Source organism: Citrobacter sp. Cpo091 (assembly GCF_030332645.1).
GTDB classification, from domain to species: domain Bacteria; phylum Pseudomonadota; class Gammaproteobacteria; order Enterobacterales; family Enterobacteriaceae; genus Citrobacter; species Citrobacter portucalensis.
In genome coordinates this window covers 76,077-88,618 of the sequence record NZ_JAOWHL010000031.1, presented here as the reverse complement: position 1 = coordinate 88,618, position 12,542 = coordinate 76,077, and the positions used below count along the sequence as shown (strand labels likewise).

Annotated in this window: 12 protein-coding genes; 9 read left to right on the top strand and 3 right to left on the bottom strand. The window is 53.5% G+C overall.

The features are described 5' to 3' along the window. Window positions 1-73: 73 nt before the first annotated feature. The 3 genes from OGY04_RS09795 (at window position 74) to pspG (ending at window position 2,044) form a co-directional block, all read left to right on the top strand. Window positions 74-562: a cupin domain-containing protein gene (locus OGY04_RS09795; protein ID WP_286585189.1), complete on the top strand. Its 489-nt coding sequence runs from the start codon at window positions 74-76 to the stop codon at window positions 560-562. 107 nt (window positions 563-669) lie between these two features. Further along, a complete protein-coding gene (gene dusA, locus OGY04_RS09790; RefSeq protein WP_060683093.1) occupies window positions 670-1,668 on the top strand; it encodes a tRNA dihydrouridine(20/20a) synthase DusA in 999 nt (332 codons plus the stop codon). A gap of 133 nt (window positions 1,669-1,801) precedes the next feature. Continuing rightward, window positions 1,802-2,044, top strand: coding sequence for an envelope stress response protein PspG (gene pspG, locus OGY04_RS09785; RefSeq protein WP_003031713.1), 243 nt, complete (start codon window positions 1,802-1,804; stop codon window positions 2,042-2,044). Window positions 2,045-2,223: 179 nt separating this feature from the next. Here pspG and OGY04_RS09780 read toward each other — a convergent pair whose 3' ends face one another. After that, window positions 2,224-3,207 carry a quinone oxidoreductase gene (locus OGY04_RS09780; protein WP_008786924.1) on the bottom strand — a complete coding sequence of 328 codons (984 nt, stop codon included), beginning with the start codon at window positions 3,205-3,207 and terminating at the stop codon, window positions 2,224-2,226. Between the two features lie 64 nt (window positions 3,208-3,271). On the opposite strand from OGY04_RS09780, the gene dnaB reads away from it, so the two are divergent. The 5 genes from dnaB to OGY04_RS09755 all read left to right on the top strand — a co-directional run bounded on the left by dnaB (window position 3,272) and on the right by OGY04_RS09755 (window position 8,487). Continuing rightward, window positions 3,272-4,687 (top strand): replicative DNA helicase, encoded by a 1,416-nt coding sequence (gene dnaB, locus OGY04_RS09775; RefSeq protein WP_003826610.1) that lies wholly within the window; start codon window positions 3,272-3,274, stop codon window positions 4,685-4,687. A 16-nt stretch (window positions 4,688-4,703) separates the two neighbouring features. Then, on the top strand, window positions 4,704-5,783 hold the full coding sequence (gene alr, locus OGY04_RS09770) for an alanine racemase (protein WP_003826612.1): 1,080 nt from the start codon (window positions 4,704-4,706) through the stop codon (window positions 5,781-5,783). A gap of 128 nt (window positions 5,784-5,911) precedes the next feature. Beyond that, a complete protein-coding gene (gene tyrB / locus OGY04_RS09765; RefSeq protein WP_258893365.1) occupies window positions 5,912-7,105 on the top strand; it encodes an aromatic amino acid transaminase in 1,194 nt (397 codons plus the stop codon). A gap of 184 nt (window positions 7,106-7,289) precedes the next feature. Beyond that, the gene (aphA, locus tag OGY04_RS09760) at window positions 7,290-8,003 is read left to right on the top strand and encodes an acid phosphatase AphA (protein WP_003826615.1); all 714 of its coding nucleotides are present in this window, start codon (window positions 7,290-7,292) and stop codon (window positions 8,001-8,003) included. 127 nt (window positions 8,004-8,130) lie between these two features. Beyond that, entirely contained in the window at window positions 8,131-8,487 is a 357-nt protein-coding gene (locus OGY04_RS09755; protein ID WP_008786927.1) for an MmcQ/YjbR family DNA-binding protein, read from the top strand. A gap of 84 nt (window positions 8,488-8,571) precedes the next feature. Here OGY04_RS09755 and uvrA read toward each other — a convergent pair whose 3' ends face one another. Continuing rightward, window positions 8,572-11,394: an excinuclease ABC subunit UvrA gene (gene uvrA, locus OGY04_RS09750; protein WP_003826619.1), complete on the bottom strand. Its 2,823-nt coding sequence runs from the start codon at window positions 11,392-11,394 to the stop codon at window positions 8,572-8,574. A gap of 251 nt (window positions 11,395-11,645) precedes the next feature. On the opposite strand from uvrA, the gene ssb1 reads away from it, so the two are divergent. Beyond that, on the top strand, window positions 11,646-12,170 hold the full coding sequence (gene ssb1, locus OGY04_RS09745) for a single-stranded DNA-binding protein SSB1 (protein WP_003826621.1): 525 nt from the start codon (window positions 11,646-11,648) through the stop codon (window positions 12,168-12,170). 66 nt (window positions 12,171-12,236) lie between these two features. Here ssb1 and OGY04_RS09740 read toward each other — a convergent pair whose 3' ends face one another. Next, on the bottom strand, window positions 12,237-12,518 hold the full coding sequence (locus OGY04_RS09740) for a YjcB family protein (protein WP_003826625.1): 282 nt from the start codon (window positions 12,516-12,518) through the stop codon (window positions 12,237-12,239). Window positions 12,519-12,542: the final 24 nt, after the last annotated feature.

Below are 12,542 nucleotides of genomic sequence, written 5' to 3'. Positions count from 1 at the left end.
CATGTTCTGCTTAAAACACCGAGATCCACCGTGGTGTGCTATACCTGACGCATCGCAATACTGGAAAAAAACCATGAAAAAACCCGATTGTATTCGCCACTGGCGTGAGGTTGAGGGGGCTGATGACTCCACTTATCCTGACAGCGATGAGCTATTTGCTATTGGCGCGCCGCTTGCCCGCAAGTTGGGGTTAGGACGACTCGGCATTCATCATGAACGCCTGCCGCCGGGTCGGCGTACCTCGTACCCGCACGCCGAAAGCGATGAGGAAGAATTTATCTACGTGCTGGAAGGTTATCCTGAGGCCTGGATTAACGGGTATTTATGGAAGCTGGAACCGGGCGACAGCGTCGGTTTCCCGGCAGGTACAGGCGTGTGCCATACCTTTATCAATAACACCAGTGAAGAGGTGCGCCTGTTAGTCGTGGGTGAGGCGAACAAAAAATACAACCGCATTTATTATCCACTTAACCCGGTCTATGCCGCTACACGTGAGGATCGCTGGGTCGACCATCCGCCGCAGTTTTTTGGATCTCACGACGGAAAACCGGGGCGTAAATAGCTTTTGTTTAGGGTCAGGGGGAGTGAGCCGCGAGGATGTGGCTCACTATCGTAACGGTCTATGCTATAGTAGCGCCCCTTTTTTAACCGGATGCTTGAATATTCGCCATGCTGCCTGAATCTCAGTCTACCGCTTTTCCCGCTCATCGTTTTTCTATCGCGCCGATGCTCGACTGGACGGACAGACACTGCCGCTACTTTTTGCGCTTACTGTCCAGCCAGACGCTGCTCTATACGGAGATGGTAACCACTGGGGCAATCATTCATGGTAAAGGCGATTATCTGGCGTATAGCGAAGAAGAACATCCGGTCGCATTGCAACTGGGCGGGAGCGATCCTGCGGCGCTGGCGCAGTGCGCAAAGCTCGCTGAACAGCGGGGCTACGACGAAATCAATCTCAACGTGGGTTGTCCTTCCGACCGCGTACAGAATGGCATGTTTGGCGCCTGCCTGATGGGGAATGCGCAACTGGTCGCCGATTGCATCAAAGCAATGCGCGACGTGGTGTCGATTCCGGTAACGGTGAAAACTCGTATCGGCATTGATGATCAGGACAGCTACGAATTCCTCTGCGATTTCATCAACACGGTATCTGGCAAAGGCGAATGTGAGATGTTTATCATTCACGCCCGCAAGGCCTGGCTGTCCGGGTTAAGCCCGAAAGAAAACCGCGAAATTCCACCGCTGGATTATGACCGTGTTTATCAGTTAAAGCGTGATTTTCCGCATCTGATGATGTCGATCAACGGCGGCATTAAATCGTTGGAAGAAGCGAAAATTCATCTGCAACATATGGATGGCGTGATGGTGGGGCGTGAGGCGTATCAAAACCCAGGCATTCTGGCGTCCGTTGACCGCGAGATTTTTGCAGCTACCACCGAAGATACCGATCCAGTCGCCGTGGTGCGTGCCATGTACCCGTATATTGAGCGTGAACTGAGTAAGGGAACCTATTTGGGACATGTGACACGCCATATGTTGGGGCTGTTTCAGGGCATCCCTGGTGCCCGTCAGTGGCGTCGCTATCTGAGCGAGAATGCACATAAAGCCGGGGCAGATATTAACGTTCTGGAGCACGCGCTGAAGCTGGTGGCAGACAAGCGTTAAGTTTTCACCAAAAGTTAGTTAATTTCACCACGCCCTGCGCTTTGTCGCGGGGCGTTTTCTTTATAAATCAACGCATTATTTTTGGCATGTTTCTTGTAAAGCAATGGAGAGAATTTCATTTCGGGAGAGAGCCATGCTGGAACTACTTTTTGTGATTGGATTTTTTATCATGCTGATGGTCACCGGCGTATCTTTGCTGGGCGTTCTGGCTGCATTGGTCGTAGCCACCGCCGTGATGTTTCTGGGCGGACTATTTGCCTTGATGATTAAACTGTTGCCCTGGCTGCTACTGGCTGTTGCCGTGGTGTGGGTGATCAAGGCGATAAAAGCGCCAAAAGTCCCACAGTATCAGCGCAATAACCGCCGGTTTTACTAAGGTATTGAGCGGTACGTCACAACCTGCAACATTGCCTTTAGAACCAAATAGGAATTGATTATCAAATCTGTCACTATTGCCAGGTTAACGAATTCATCGAGCTGTACCCTACATACAGCCGAACTAAAAAAAGAAAGGGCTTCCTGCGGGAAGCCCTAATTCTTTCTTTCCCCGTCATCTTAAGGAATTAGCAAACTCGATCCCTGCGTGGCACGGCTTTCCAGTACTTCATGAGCACGCTGTGCATCGTGCAGTGCGAACGTTTGACCAGGCGCGACATCCACTTTGATCACTCCACTGGCAATCAGCGAGAAAAGCTCATTGCTGGCTTCGGTTAATTCGCGGTGATTGGTGATGTAACCCTGTAGAGAAGGACGGGTCACGTAGAGCGAACCTTTCTGGTTCAGAATGCCTAAGTTCACGCCGGTCACCGGCCCGGAAGCATTACCAAAGCTGACCATTAATCCCCGGCGCTGTAAACAATCCAGCGAGGCTTCCCAGGTATCTTTCCCCACCGAGTCATACACCACTCGCACTTTTTTACCGCCAGTTACCTCTTTCACTCGCTCAACAATGCTCTCTTCACGATAGTTAATGACCTGCCATGCGCCAGCCTGCAGTGCAATTTGCGCTTTTTGCGCACTGCCGACGGTACCAATCAGCTTCGCACCCAAGGCTTTTGCCCACTGGCAGGCAATCATGCCGACGCCGCCCGCAGCCGCATGGAACAAAAACGGCTCATCAGGTTGAATTTCATAGGTTTTACGTAACAGATAAAAAACGGTTAGCCCTTTAAGAAACGAGGCGGCAGCTTGTTCAAACGAGATAGCGTTAGGCAGGATGGCGGCTTTATCGGCCGGAACGTTATGCACTGAGCTGTAGGCGCCAAGAGCAGACTGGGCGTACACCACGCGATCGCCAGCTTTAATGTGTGTCACTTTGCTGCCGACTTTGCTGACTACGCCGGCAGCTTCGGTACCCAGACCGCTGGGCAGGGAAGGCGGTGGATAAAGACCACTGCGGATGTAGGTGTCGATATAGTTGATCCCAATCGCTTTGTTCTCGACCTGGATTTCGTTTTCCGCCGGGTCTACGGGCGTAAACTCCACTGCCTTGAGTACATCAGGGCCACCATGCTTGTGAAATTCAATACGTGTTGCCATGCTTCCTCCAAAAGAAATGTGGTAATCTTTCGACCCAATCATTATCTCGGTAACTCCATTCACTATGGCAGGAAATAAACCCTTCAACAAACAACAGACTGATGCTCGTGAGCGCGATCCCCAGGTCGCCGGGCTGAAAGTACCGCCGCACTCGATTGAAGCGGAACAGTCGGTGTTGGGCGGTTTAATGCTGGATAACGAACGCTGGGACGATGTCGCCGAGCGTGTGGTGGCGGAAGATTTTTATACCCGACCGCACCGACATATCTTCACGGAAATGCATCGCCTGCAGGAGATGGGAAAACCTATCGATCTGATCACGCTGGCAGAGTCGCTGGAAGTTCAGGGACAACTGGACAGCGTCGGCGGTTTTGCTTACCTGGCTGAGTTGTCTAAAAACACGCCAAGTGCGGCGAATATTAGCGCTTATGCGGATATCGTCCGCGAACGCGCCGTTGTTCGTGACATGATTTCAGTTGCAAACGAAATCGCGGAAGCCGGTTTTGATCCGCAAGGACGCTCCAGTGAAGATCTGTTGGACCTTGCAGAATCCCGTGTCTTTAAAATCGCGGAAAGCCGCGCTAATAAAGACGAAGGCCCGAAAAATATTACGGATGTGCTCGACGCCACCGTCGCGCGTATCGAGCAGCTGTTCCAGCAACCGCACGACGGCGTCACCGGGGTGAACACCGGTTATGACGACCTCAATAAAAAGACTGCTGGTTTGCAGCCGTCAGACTTAATTATTGTCGCCGCGCGTCCGTCGATGGGTAAAACGACATTTGCAATGAACCTCGTTGAAAATGCGGCGATGTTGCAGGATAAGCCGGTTCTTATCTTTAGTCTTGAAATGCCCTCAGAACAGATCATGATGCGTTCCCTGGCCTCGCTCTCACGCGTAGACCAAACTAAAATCCGTACCGGTCAACTGGATGATGAGGACTGGGCGCGAATTTCCGGAACAATGGGTATTTTGCTGGAGAAACGAAACATCTATATTGATGACTCTTCCGGCCTGACGCCAACGGAAGTGCGTTCGCGTGCCCGTCGTATCGCCCGTGAACACGGCGGTATCGGACTTATCATGATCGACTACCTGCAGCTGATGCGCGTGCCGTCGCTTTCCGACAACCGTACGCTGGAAATTGCTGAAATTTCCCGCTCGCTGAAAGCGTTAGCGAAAGAACTGCATGTACCGGTGGTGGCGCTGTCGCAGCTTAACCGCTCTCTGGAACAACGTGCCGACAAGCGTCCGGTCAACTCGGATTTGCGTGAGTCTGGCTCCATCGAGCAGGATGCCGACTTAATCATGTTTATCTATCGTGATGAGGTTTATCACGAAAACAGCGACCTGAAAGGGATCGCAGAAATCATTATTGGTAAGCAACGTAACGGCCCGATCGGAACGGTTCGCCTGACGTTTAACGGACAGTGGTCGCGATTCGACAACTATGCCGGTCCTCAATATGACGATGAGTAATTTCTAAGGAATACAAATGCAAGCGGCAACTGTAGTCATTAACCGCCGCGCTCTGCGACACAACCTGCAACGTCTGCGTGAACTGGCTCCAGCCAGCAAACTGGTTGCGGTCGTGAAAGCGAACGCCTACGGCCATGGTCTGTTAGAGACCGCGCGAACGCTCCCCGATGCGGACGCTTTTGGTGTCGCTCGTCTTGAAGAAGCCCTGCGCTTGCGAGCGGGAGGGATCACGCAGCCCATCCTGCTGCTGGAGGGATTTTTTGATGCCTCCGATCTGCCGACTATTTCCGCGCAGCGCCTGCATACTGCCGTCCACAACCAGGAGCAGCTCGAAGCCCTGGAAGCCGCTAAACTGGCTGAACCCGTTACCGTCTGGATGAAGCTCGACACCGGTATGCACCGCCTGGGCGTACGCCCTGAGCAGGCCGAGGCGTTTTATCAGCGCTTAACACAGTGTGAAAACGTGCGCCAACCGGTCAATATCGTCAGCCACTTTGCTCGCGCGGACGAGCCTGAGTGTGGCGCGACCGAAAAACAGCTCGATATCTTCAACAGTTTTTGTGAAGGCAAACCGGGGCAGCGTTCGATTGCCGCGTCGGGTGGTATTTTGCTGTGGCCGCAGTCTCACTTCGACTGGGCGCGTCCGGGGCTGATTCTGTATGGCGTATCGCCACTGGAAAATCACTCCATCGGCGCTGATTTTGGCTGCCAGCCGGTAATGTCGCTGACCTCAAGCCTGATTGCGGTGCGCGAGCACAAAGCGGGGGAGCCGGTTGGTTATGGTGGAACCTGGCTGAGTGAGCGCGACACGCGTCTTGGCGTGGTAGCGATGGGCTATGGCGATGGTTACCCGCGCGCAGCGCCTTCGGGGACGCCGGTACTGGTCAATGGCCGTGAAGTGCCGATCGTCGGTCGCGTCGCGATGGATATGATCTGCGTCGATTTAGGCCCCGAAGCGCAGGATAAAGCCGGCGATTCGGTGATTCTGTGGGGCGAGGGCTTGCCCGTTGAACGTATTGCTGAAATGACGAAAGTAAGTGCTTACGAACTTATTACGCGCCTGACCTCAAGGGTAGCGATGAAGTATATCGATTAGCAGCATGATGTGCCGGACAGGTGGTTACGCCGCCTTCCGGCAATATTCCTCTCAACATCCTCTCGATCTTCTCCCACTTCCGGTTTATTGTGTTCTTAACCCCTGCCTGTAAACCCGGAGAACCACACGTGTTTCAAAAAGTTGACGCCTACGCCGGCGACCCGATCTTATCGCTCATGGAGCGCTTCAAAGAAGATTCACGTAGCGACAAAGTGAATCTCAGTATCGGCCTGTATTACAACGAAGACGGCATTATTCCTCAGCTTAAAGCTGTGGCGGAAGCGGAAGCCCGCTTCAATGCCAAACCGCATGGCGCTTCGCTGTATCTGCCGATGGAAGGTCTGAACACGTATCGCCATACTATTGCGCCGCTGCTGTTTGGCGCAGAACATCCGGTTCTCCAGCAGCAGCGCGTCGCAACCATTCAGACGCTGGGCGGCTCCGGTGCGTTAAAGGTTGGCGCAGACTTCCTGAAACGTTATTTCCCTGATTCTGGCGTGTGGGTCAGCGATCCGACCTGGGAAAACCATATCGCGATTTTTGAAGGTGCCGGATTCGAAGTAAGCACTTACCCATGGTATGACGACACGACCAACGGCGTGCGTTTCAACGACCTGCTGGCAACGCTGAATACCCTACCGGCGCGCAGCATCGTGCTGCTACATCCGTGCTGCCATAACCCGACAGGGGCGGATTTAACGCCTGCGCAGTGGGATAGCGTTATTGAGATCCTGAAAGCACGCGATCTGATTCCGTTCCTGGACATTGCTTACCAGGGTTTCGGCGGCGGAATGGAAGACGATGCCTATGCGATTCGCGCCATTGCCAGCGCCGGATTGCCTGCTCTGGTCAGTAACTCATTCTCGAAGATTTTCTCCTTATACGGCGAGCGTGTCGGTGGACTGTCAGTGGTATGTGAAGATGCTGAAGCCGCCAGTCGCGTTCTGGGGCAGCTAAAAGCGACGGTGCGTCGGAACTACTCCAGCCCGCCAAACTTTGGTGCGCAGGTAGTTGCCGCGGTACTGGGTGATGACGCGCTGAAAGCCAGTTGGCTGGCGGAAGTTGAAGAGATGCGTACCCGCATTCTGGCGATGCGCCAGGAGTTGGTTAACGTATTGAATACGGAGATCTCAGGCCGTAACTTTGACTACCTGCTGCAACAGCGCGGGATGTTCAGCTATACCGGGCTTAGCGCAGCCCAGGTTGATCGTCTGCGTGATGAGTTCGGTGTATACCTGATCGCCAGCGGTCGCATGTGCGTGGCCGGGTTGAATCACGGTAACGTGCAGCGCGTGGCGAAGGCATTTGCCGCCGTCATGTAATCGACTTTGCAGGCCTGATAAGCGTCGCGCCATCAGGCCTGTTTTCCAATGTGATCGTGCTCCTTTTCCAGGACAAAACCAGAGAAAATCCTTCCTTTCCCTTCCCCTAAGGGGTAAGGTCAGATAGTTTTTTGACCAGTTGTTAATAAAAAAATGATAACTAACTGACTACTTAGGGAAAAATATGCGCAAGTTTACGTTGGCACTGAGTGCCGTTTGTTTATTGTTCACGCTAAATCAGCCAGCCCAGGCACTCGTTTCTTCTCCCTCTCAGCTCAATCCAGGCACTAACGTTGCAAAACTCGCTGAGCAGGCACCCATTCACTGGGTCTCCGTGGCACAAATTGAAAACAGTCTGACCGGACGTCCACCGATGGCCGTCGGGTTTGATATTGATGACACCGTCCTCTTTTCCAGCCCTGGCTTCTGGCGCGGTAAAAAAACGTATTCTCCGGACAGTGAGGATTACCTGAAGAATCCGGCCTTCTGGGAAAAAATGAACAATGGCTGGGACGAGTTTAGTATTCCAAAAGAAGTCGCGCGCCAACTGATTGATATGCACGTGCGTCGCGGTGACAGCATCTTTTTCGTGACCGGGCGTAGCCAGACGAAGACTGAAACGGTGTCGAAAACGTTGTCTGATAACTTTCACATCCCAGCTGGAAATATGAATCCGGTCATTTTTGCCGGCGACAAGCCGGGTCAGAACACCAAAACGCAGTGGCTGCAGGATAAAAATATCCGCATGTTCTACGGTGACTCCGATAATGACATTACCGCCGCTCGCGACGTGGGTATTCGCGGTATTCGCATTTTGCGCGCCTCTAACTCCACTTATAAGCCGTTGCCACAGGCCGGTGCGTTTGGTGAAGAGGTGATCGTCAACTCGGAATATTGAGGACGCTGGCTGCGGGTTGCTGTTTTTTTAAACAAATTTACATTACTGGCTTTTACCTTTTGCGGACTTGCTGCACACTGAATAAAAGATGTTCTCATGAGGCAATATGCTGGTAAGGGGAATAAAGATGACGAATTCGGAGTTGCTGCAATACTGCATGGCAAAAACGGGCGCGGAGCAGAGCGTTCACAGTGACTGGAAGGCCACGCAAATCAAAGTCGAAGATGTGCTTTTTGCCATGGTAAAAGAGGTGGAAGAACGCCCGGCGGTGTCTCTGAAAACCAGCCCTGAACTGGCAGAACTGTTGCGCCAGCAGCATAGCGATGTTCGGCCAAGCAGGCATCTCAATAAGGCGCACTGGAGTACGGTGTATCTGGACGGCTCGCTGCCGGATTCACAGATTTATTATCTGGTCGACGCCTCTTATCAGCAGGCTGTGAACACGTTGCCGGAAGATAAACGCCGGATACTGACGCAGCCCTGATCCGTTTCGCCGGATGCGGCGCTTGCGCCTTATCCGGCCTACAGGCTTTATGCGTATTCTGTAGGCCAGACAAGTGTTGCGTAATTACAACAGCGGTTTGAGGAAGCGGGCCGTGTGTGAGGCTTCACACTCAGCGACAGTTTCTGGTGTGCCGGAGACAAGGATTTCGCCGCCGCCGCTGCCGCCTTCCGGACCGAGATCGACAATCCAGTCTGCGGTCTTAATCACGTCCAGATTGTGCTCAATCACTACGATGGTGTTGCCCTGATCCCGGAGTTGATGCAGCACGTCCAACAGTTGCTGAATATCCGCAAAATGCAGACCGGTGGTCGGCTCATCGAGAATATACAGCGTTTGCCCGGTACCGCGTTTGGACAGTTCGCGCGCCAGCTTCACGCGCTGTGCTTCACCGCCCGAGAGCGTGGTAGCGGACTGACCCAGTCGAATGTACGTCAGGCCAACGTCCATCAGCGTTTGCAGCTTACGCGCCAGCGCCGGAACGGCATCGAAGAACTCACGTGCTTCTTCAATCGTCATATCCAGCACTTCGTGGATAGTCTTGCCTTTGTACTTAATTTCTAACGTTTCGCGGTTATAGCGCTTGCCTTTGCACTGATCGCACGGCACGTAGATATCCGGCAGGAAGTGCATTTCGACTTTGATCACGCCGTCGCCCTGACAGGCTTCACAGCGTCCGCCACGGACGTTAAAGCTGAAACGCCCCGGCGTGTAACCGCGTGCTCGTGACTCCGGTACACCGGCAAACAGTTCGCGCACTGGTGTAAATACGCCGGTGTAGGTTGCCGGGTTAGAGCGCGGCGTACGGCCAATCGGGCTTTGGTCAATGTCGATCACTTTGTCGAAATGCTCCAGGCCCTGAACGTCGCGATACGGCGCAGGTTCAGCCAGCGTCGCACCGTTCAGCGCCGTCTGTGCAATCGGGAACAGTGTGTCGTTAATCAGTGTCGATTTACCCGAACCGGAAACACCGGTAATGCAGGTAAATAAACCTACCGGCAGCGTCAGGGTGACATCTTTCAGGTTGTTACCGCGTGCGCCGGTGAGTTTCAGCACTTTCTCTGGGTCAGCCGCAACGCGCTGTTTAGGCACTTCAATCTTGCGTTTACCGCTCATGTACTGGCCGGTCAGCGACTCAGGCACTGCCATGATGTCGTCAAGCGTCCCTTCGGCGACGACCTGACCGCCGTGAACTCCCGCGCCCGGGCCGATATCGATAACGTGGTCAGCGGCGCGAATCGCGTCTTCATCGTGCTCGACCACAATAACGGTATTACCCAGATTACGCAGGTGGATAAGCGTACCCAGCAGACGTTCGTTATCGCGCTGGTGCAGGCCAATAGACGGCTCATCCAGTACGTACATTACACCGACCAGACCCGCGCCGATCTGGCTTGCCAGGCGAATACGCTGGGCCTCACCGCCGGAGAGTGTTTCCGCCGACCGCGATAGCGTCAGGTAGTTGAGGCCGACGTTGACCAGGAACTTCAGACGATCGCCAATCTCTTTAAGAATTTTCTCGGCAATCTTCGCCCGCTGACCTGCGAGCTTCAGATTGTTGAAGAAATCCATTGCATGACCGATGCTCATGTCAGAAATCGCAGGCAGCGGCGTATTTTCAACAAATACGTGACGGGCTTCCCGGCGTAAACGCGTCCCTTCACAGCTGGCGCAAGGACGGTTACTGATGAACTTGGCTAATTCTTCACGTACTGCGCTGGATTCCGTCTCTTTATAGCGGCGCTCCATATTGTGCAATACGCCTTCGAACGGATGGCGACGTACGGACGTATCACCGCGATCGTTCATGTATTTAAATTCGATATTCTCTTTACCGGAACCGTACAGTACCACTTTATGCACAGCAGGGTTCAGGCTGGCCCACGGGGCTTCAACGTCGAATTTATAGTGTTCCGCCAGAGACTTAAGCATCTGGAAGTAATAGAAGTTACGGCGATCCCAACCGCGGATAGCACCACCGGCCAGCGACAGTTCCGGGTTTTGGATCACCCGATCAGGATCGAAATATTGCTGCACGCCGAGACCGTCACAGGTTGGACACGCGCCCGCCGGGTTGTTAAAGGAGAACAGCCGCGGTTCCAGTTCGCGCATGCTATAGCCGCAGATAGGGCAGGCGAAGTTGGCGGAGAACAGCAGCTCCTCCGCTTTCGGGTCGTCCATATCGGCAACGACCGCCGTACCGCCGGACAGTTCCAGCGCGGTTTCAAAGGATTCCGCCAGTCGTTGGGTGAGATCGTCACGGACTTTAAAGCGGTCAATCACCACTTCAATGGTGTGTTTCTTTTGCAGCTCAAGCTTGGGCGGATCGGAAAGGTCACAGACTTCACCGTCGATACGGGCGCGGATATAGCCCTGGCCTGCCAGGTTTTCCAGCGTTTTGGTGTGCTCGCCTTTACGCTCTTTGATCACCGGCGCCAGCAGCATCAGACGCTTACCTTCCGGCTGCGACAGGACGTTATCCACCATCTGGCTTACGGTCTGCGCTGCCAGGGGGACGTCGTGATCCGGACAGCGCGGCTCGCCAACGCGGGCAAACAGCAGACGCAGATAGTCGTGAATTTCGGTAATTGTACCTACCGTGGATCGCGGGTTATGGGACGTCGATTTTTGTTCAATTGAGATGGCAGGAGAGAGCCCCTCAATGTGGTCGACGTCCGGTTTTTCCATCAGCGACAGAAATTGACGCGCGTACGCGGAAAGGGATTCAACGTAACGACGCTGCCCTTCGGCATATAAGGTGTCGAAAGCGAGCGAAGATTTGCCTGAGCCCGAAAGCCCGGTGACGACAATCAGCTTGTCGCGCGGGATGACGAGGTTGATGTTTTTGAGATTATGGGTGCGGGCGCCCCGAACTTCGATCTTATCCATTCATCTTTCCCGGATTAAACGCTTTTTTGCCTGGCTGCATGGTGCTACCGGCGATCACAAACGGTTAATTATGACACAACCTGACCTGAATGGATATACAGTATTGGAATGCAAAACGCAGACGTCTGTGCAACAATGTCTGGCTGGGGTTGTTTACTGGAATCAACTTCGCAACGTAGTAAAAGCGCTATTGGAAATGCTACAATCCCGCGCTTACACTTATTCAGTAACGTTTTTCAGGAGACACGATCATGGCCAGCAGAGGCGTAAACAAGGTGATTCTCGTCGGTAATCTGGGCCAGGACCCGGAAGTACGCTATATGCCGAATGGTGGCGCAGTTGCCAACATTACGCTGGCTACTTCCGAATCCTGGCGTGATAAAGCGACCGGTGAAATGAAAGAGCAGACTGAATGGCACCGTGTTGTGTTGTTCGGCAAACTGGCGGAAGTGGCCAGCGAATATCTGCGTAAAGGTTCTCAGGTCTATATCGAAGGTCAGCTGCGTACCCGTAAATGGACCGATCAGTCCGGTGTAGAAAAGTACACCACAGAAGTTGTGGTTAACGTTGGCGGCACCATGCAAATGCTGGGTGGTCGTCAGGGTGGTGGTGCTCCGGCAGGTGGCGGTCAGCAGCAGGGCGGTTGGGGTCAACCTCAGCAGCCGCAGGGTGGCAACCAGTTCAGCGGCGGCGCACAGTCTCGCCCGCAACAGTCAGCGCCGGCAGCACCGTCTAATGAGCCGCCGATGGATTTCGACGACGATATTCCGTTCTAATCCCACTGCGCTACGCTGAAAATAATGGCTACCTCAAGACTGGGGTAGCCATATGCAATTTTGTTATCAGTTCAACACCATCGGCCAATCTGGCGGTGTGTGGCTCATCACGTCAACCATTACGGTTTCAATGTTCTTCCAGATAGCGGACATATCCACCAGGGTTATGCCGAGCAATCCAGTCGCAAACCAGCAGGCAAAAACCAGCCCCAAACCGCTGCTAATGACGGCCAGGCCAATATAATCTGATTTACGAAAACGGATATTGAGCGTACTGGCTAAAAACATCAGCACCGCGCTGAGTAGTTGCCACCGCAGAAGAACCACGCCAGTTGTTATTGTCGCCATGAAAAACGTCCTCAGAAAGTCTGG

Excerpts from the sequence above, each read along its gene's own strand:
- OGY04_RS09795 (WP_286585189.1), top strand. The coding sequence starts at position 74 with ATGAAAAAACCCGATTGTATTCGCCACTGGCGTGAGGTTGAGGGGGCT.
- dusA (WP_060683093.1), top strand. The coding sequence starts at position 670 with ATGCTGCCTGAATCTCAGTCTACCGCTTTTCCCGCTCATCGTTTTTCT.
- pspG (WP_003031713.1), top strand. The coding sequence starts at position 1,802 with ATGCTGGAACTACTTTTTGTGATTGGATTTTTTATCATGCTGATGGTC.
- OGY04_RS09780 (WP_008786924.1), bottom strand. The coding sequence starts at position 3,207 with ATGGCAACACGTATTGAATTTCACAAGCATGGTGGCCCTGATGTACTC.
- dnaB (WP_003826610.1), top strand. The coding sequence starts at position 3,272 with ATGGCAGGAAATAAACCCTTCAACAAACAACAGACTGATGCTCGTGAG.
- alr (WP_003826612.1), top strand. The coding sequence starts at position 4,704 with ATGCAAGCGGCAACTGTAGTCATTAACCGCCGCGCTCTGCGACACAAC.
- aphA (WP_003826615.1), top strand. The coding sequence starts at position 7,290 with ATGCGCAAGTTTACGTTGGCACTGAGTGCCGTTTGTTTATTGTTCACG.
- OGY04_RS09755 (WP_008786927.1), top strand. The coding sequence starts at position 8,131 with ATGACGAATTCGGAGTTGCTGCAATACTGCATGGCAAAAACGGGCGCG.
- uvrA (WP_003826619.1), bottom strand. The coding sequence starts at position 11,394 with ATGGATAAGATCGAAGTTCGGGGCGCCCGCACCCATAATCTCAAAAAC.
- ssb1 (WP_003826621.1), top strand. The coding sequence starts at position 11,646 with ATGGCCAGCAGAGGCGTAAACAAGGTGATTCTCGTCGGTAATCTGGGC.
- OGY04_RS09740 (WP_003826625.1), bottom strand. The coding sequence starts at position 12,518 with ATGGCGACAATAACAACTGGCGTGGTTCTTCTGCGGTGGCAACTACTC.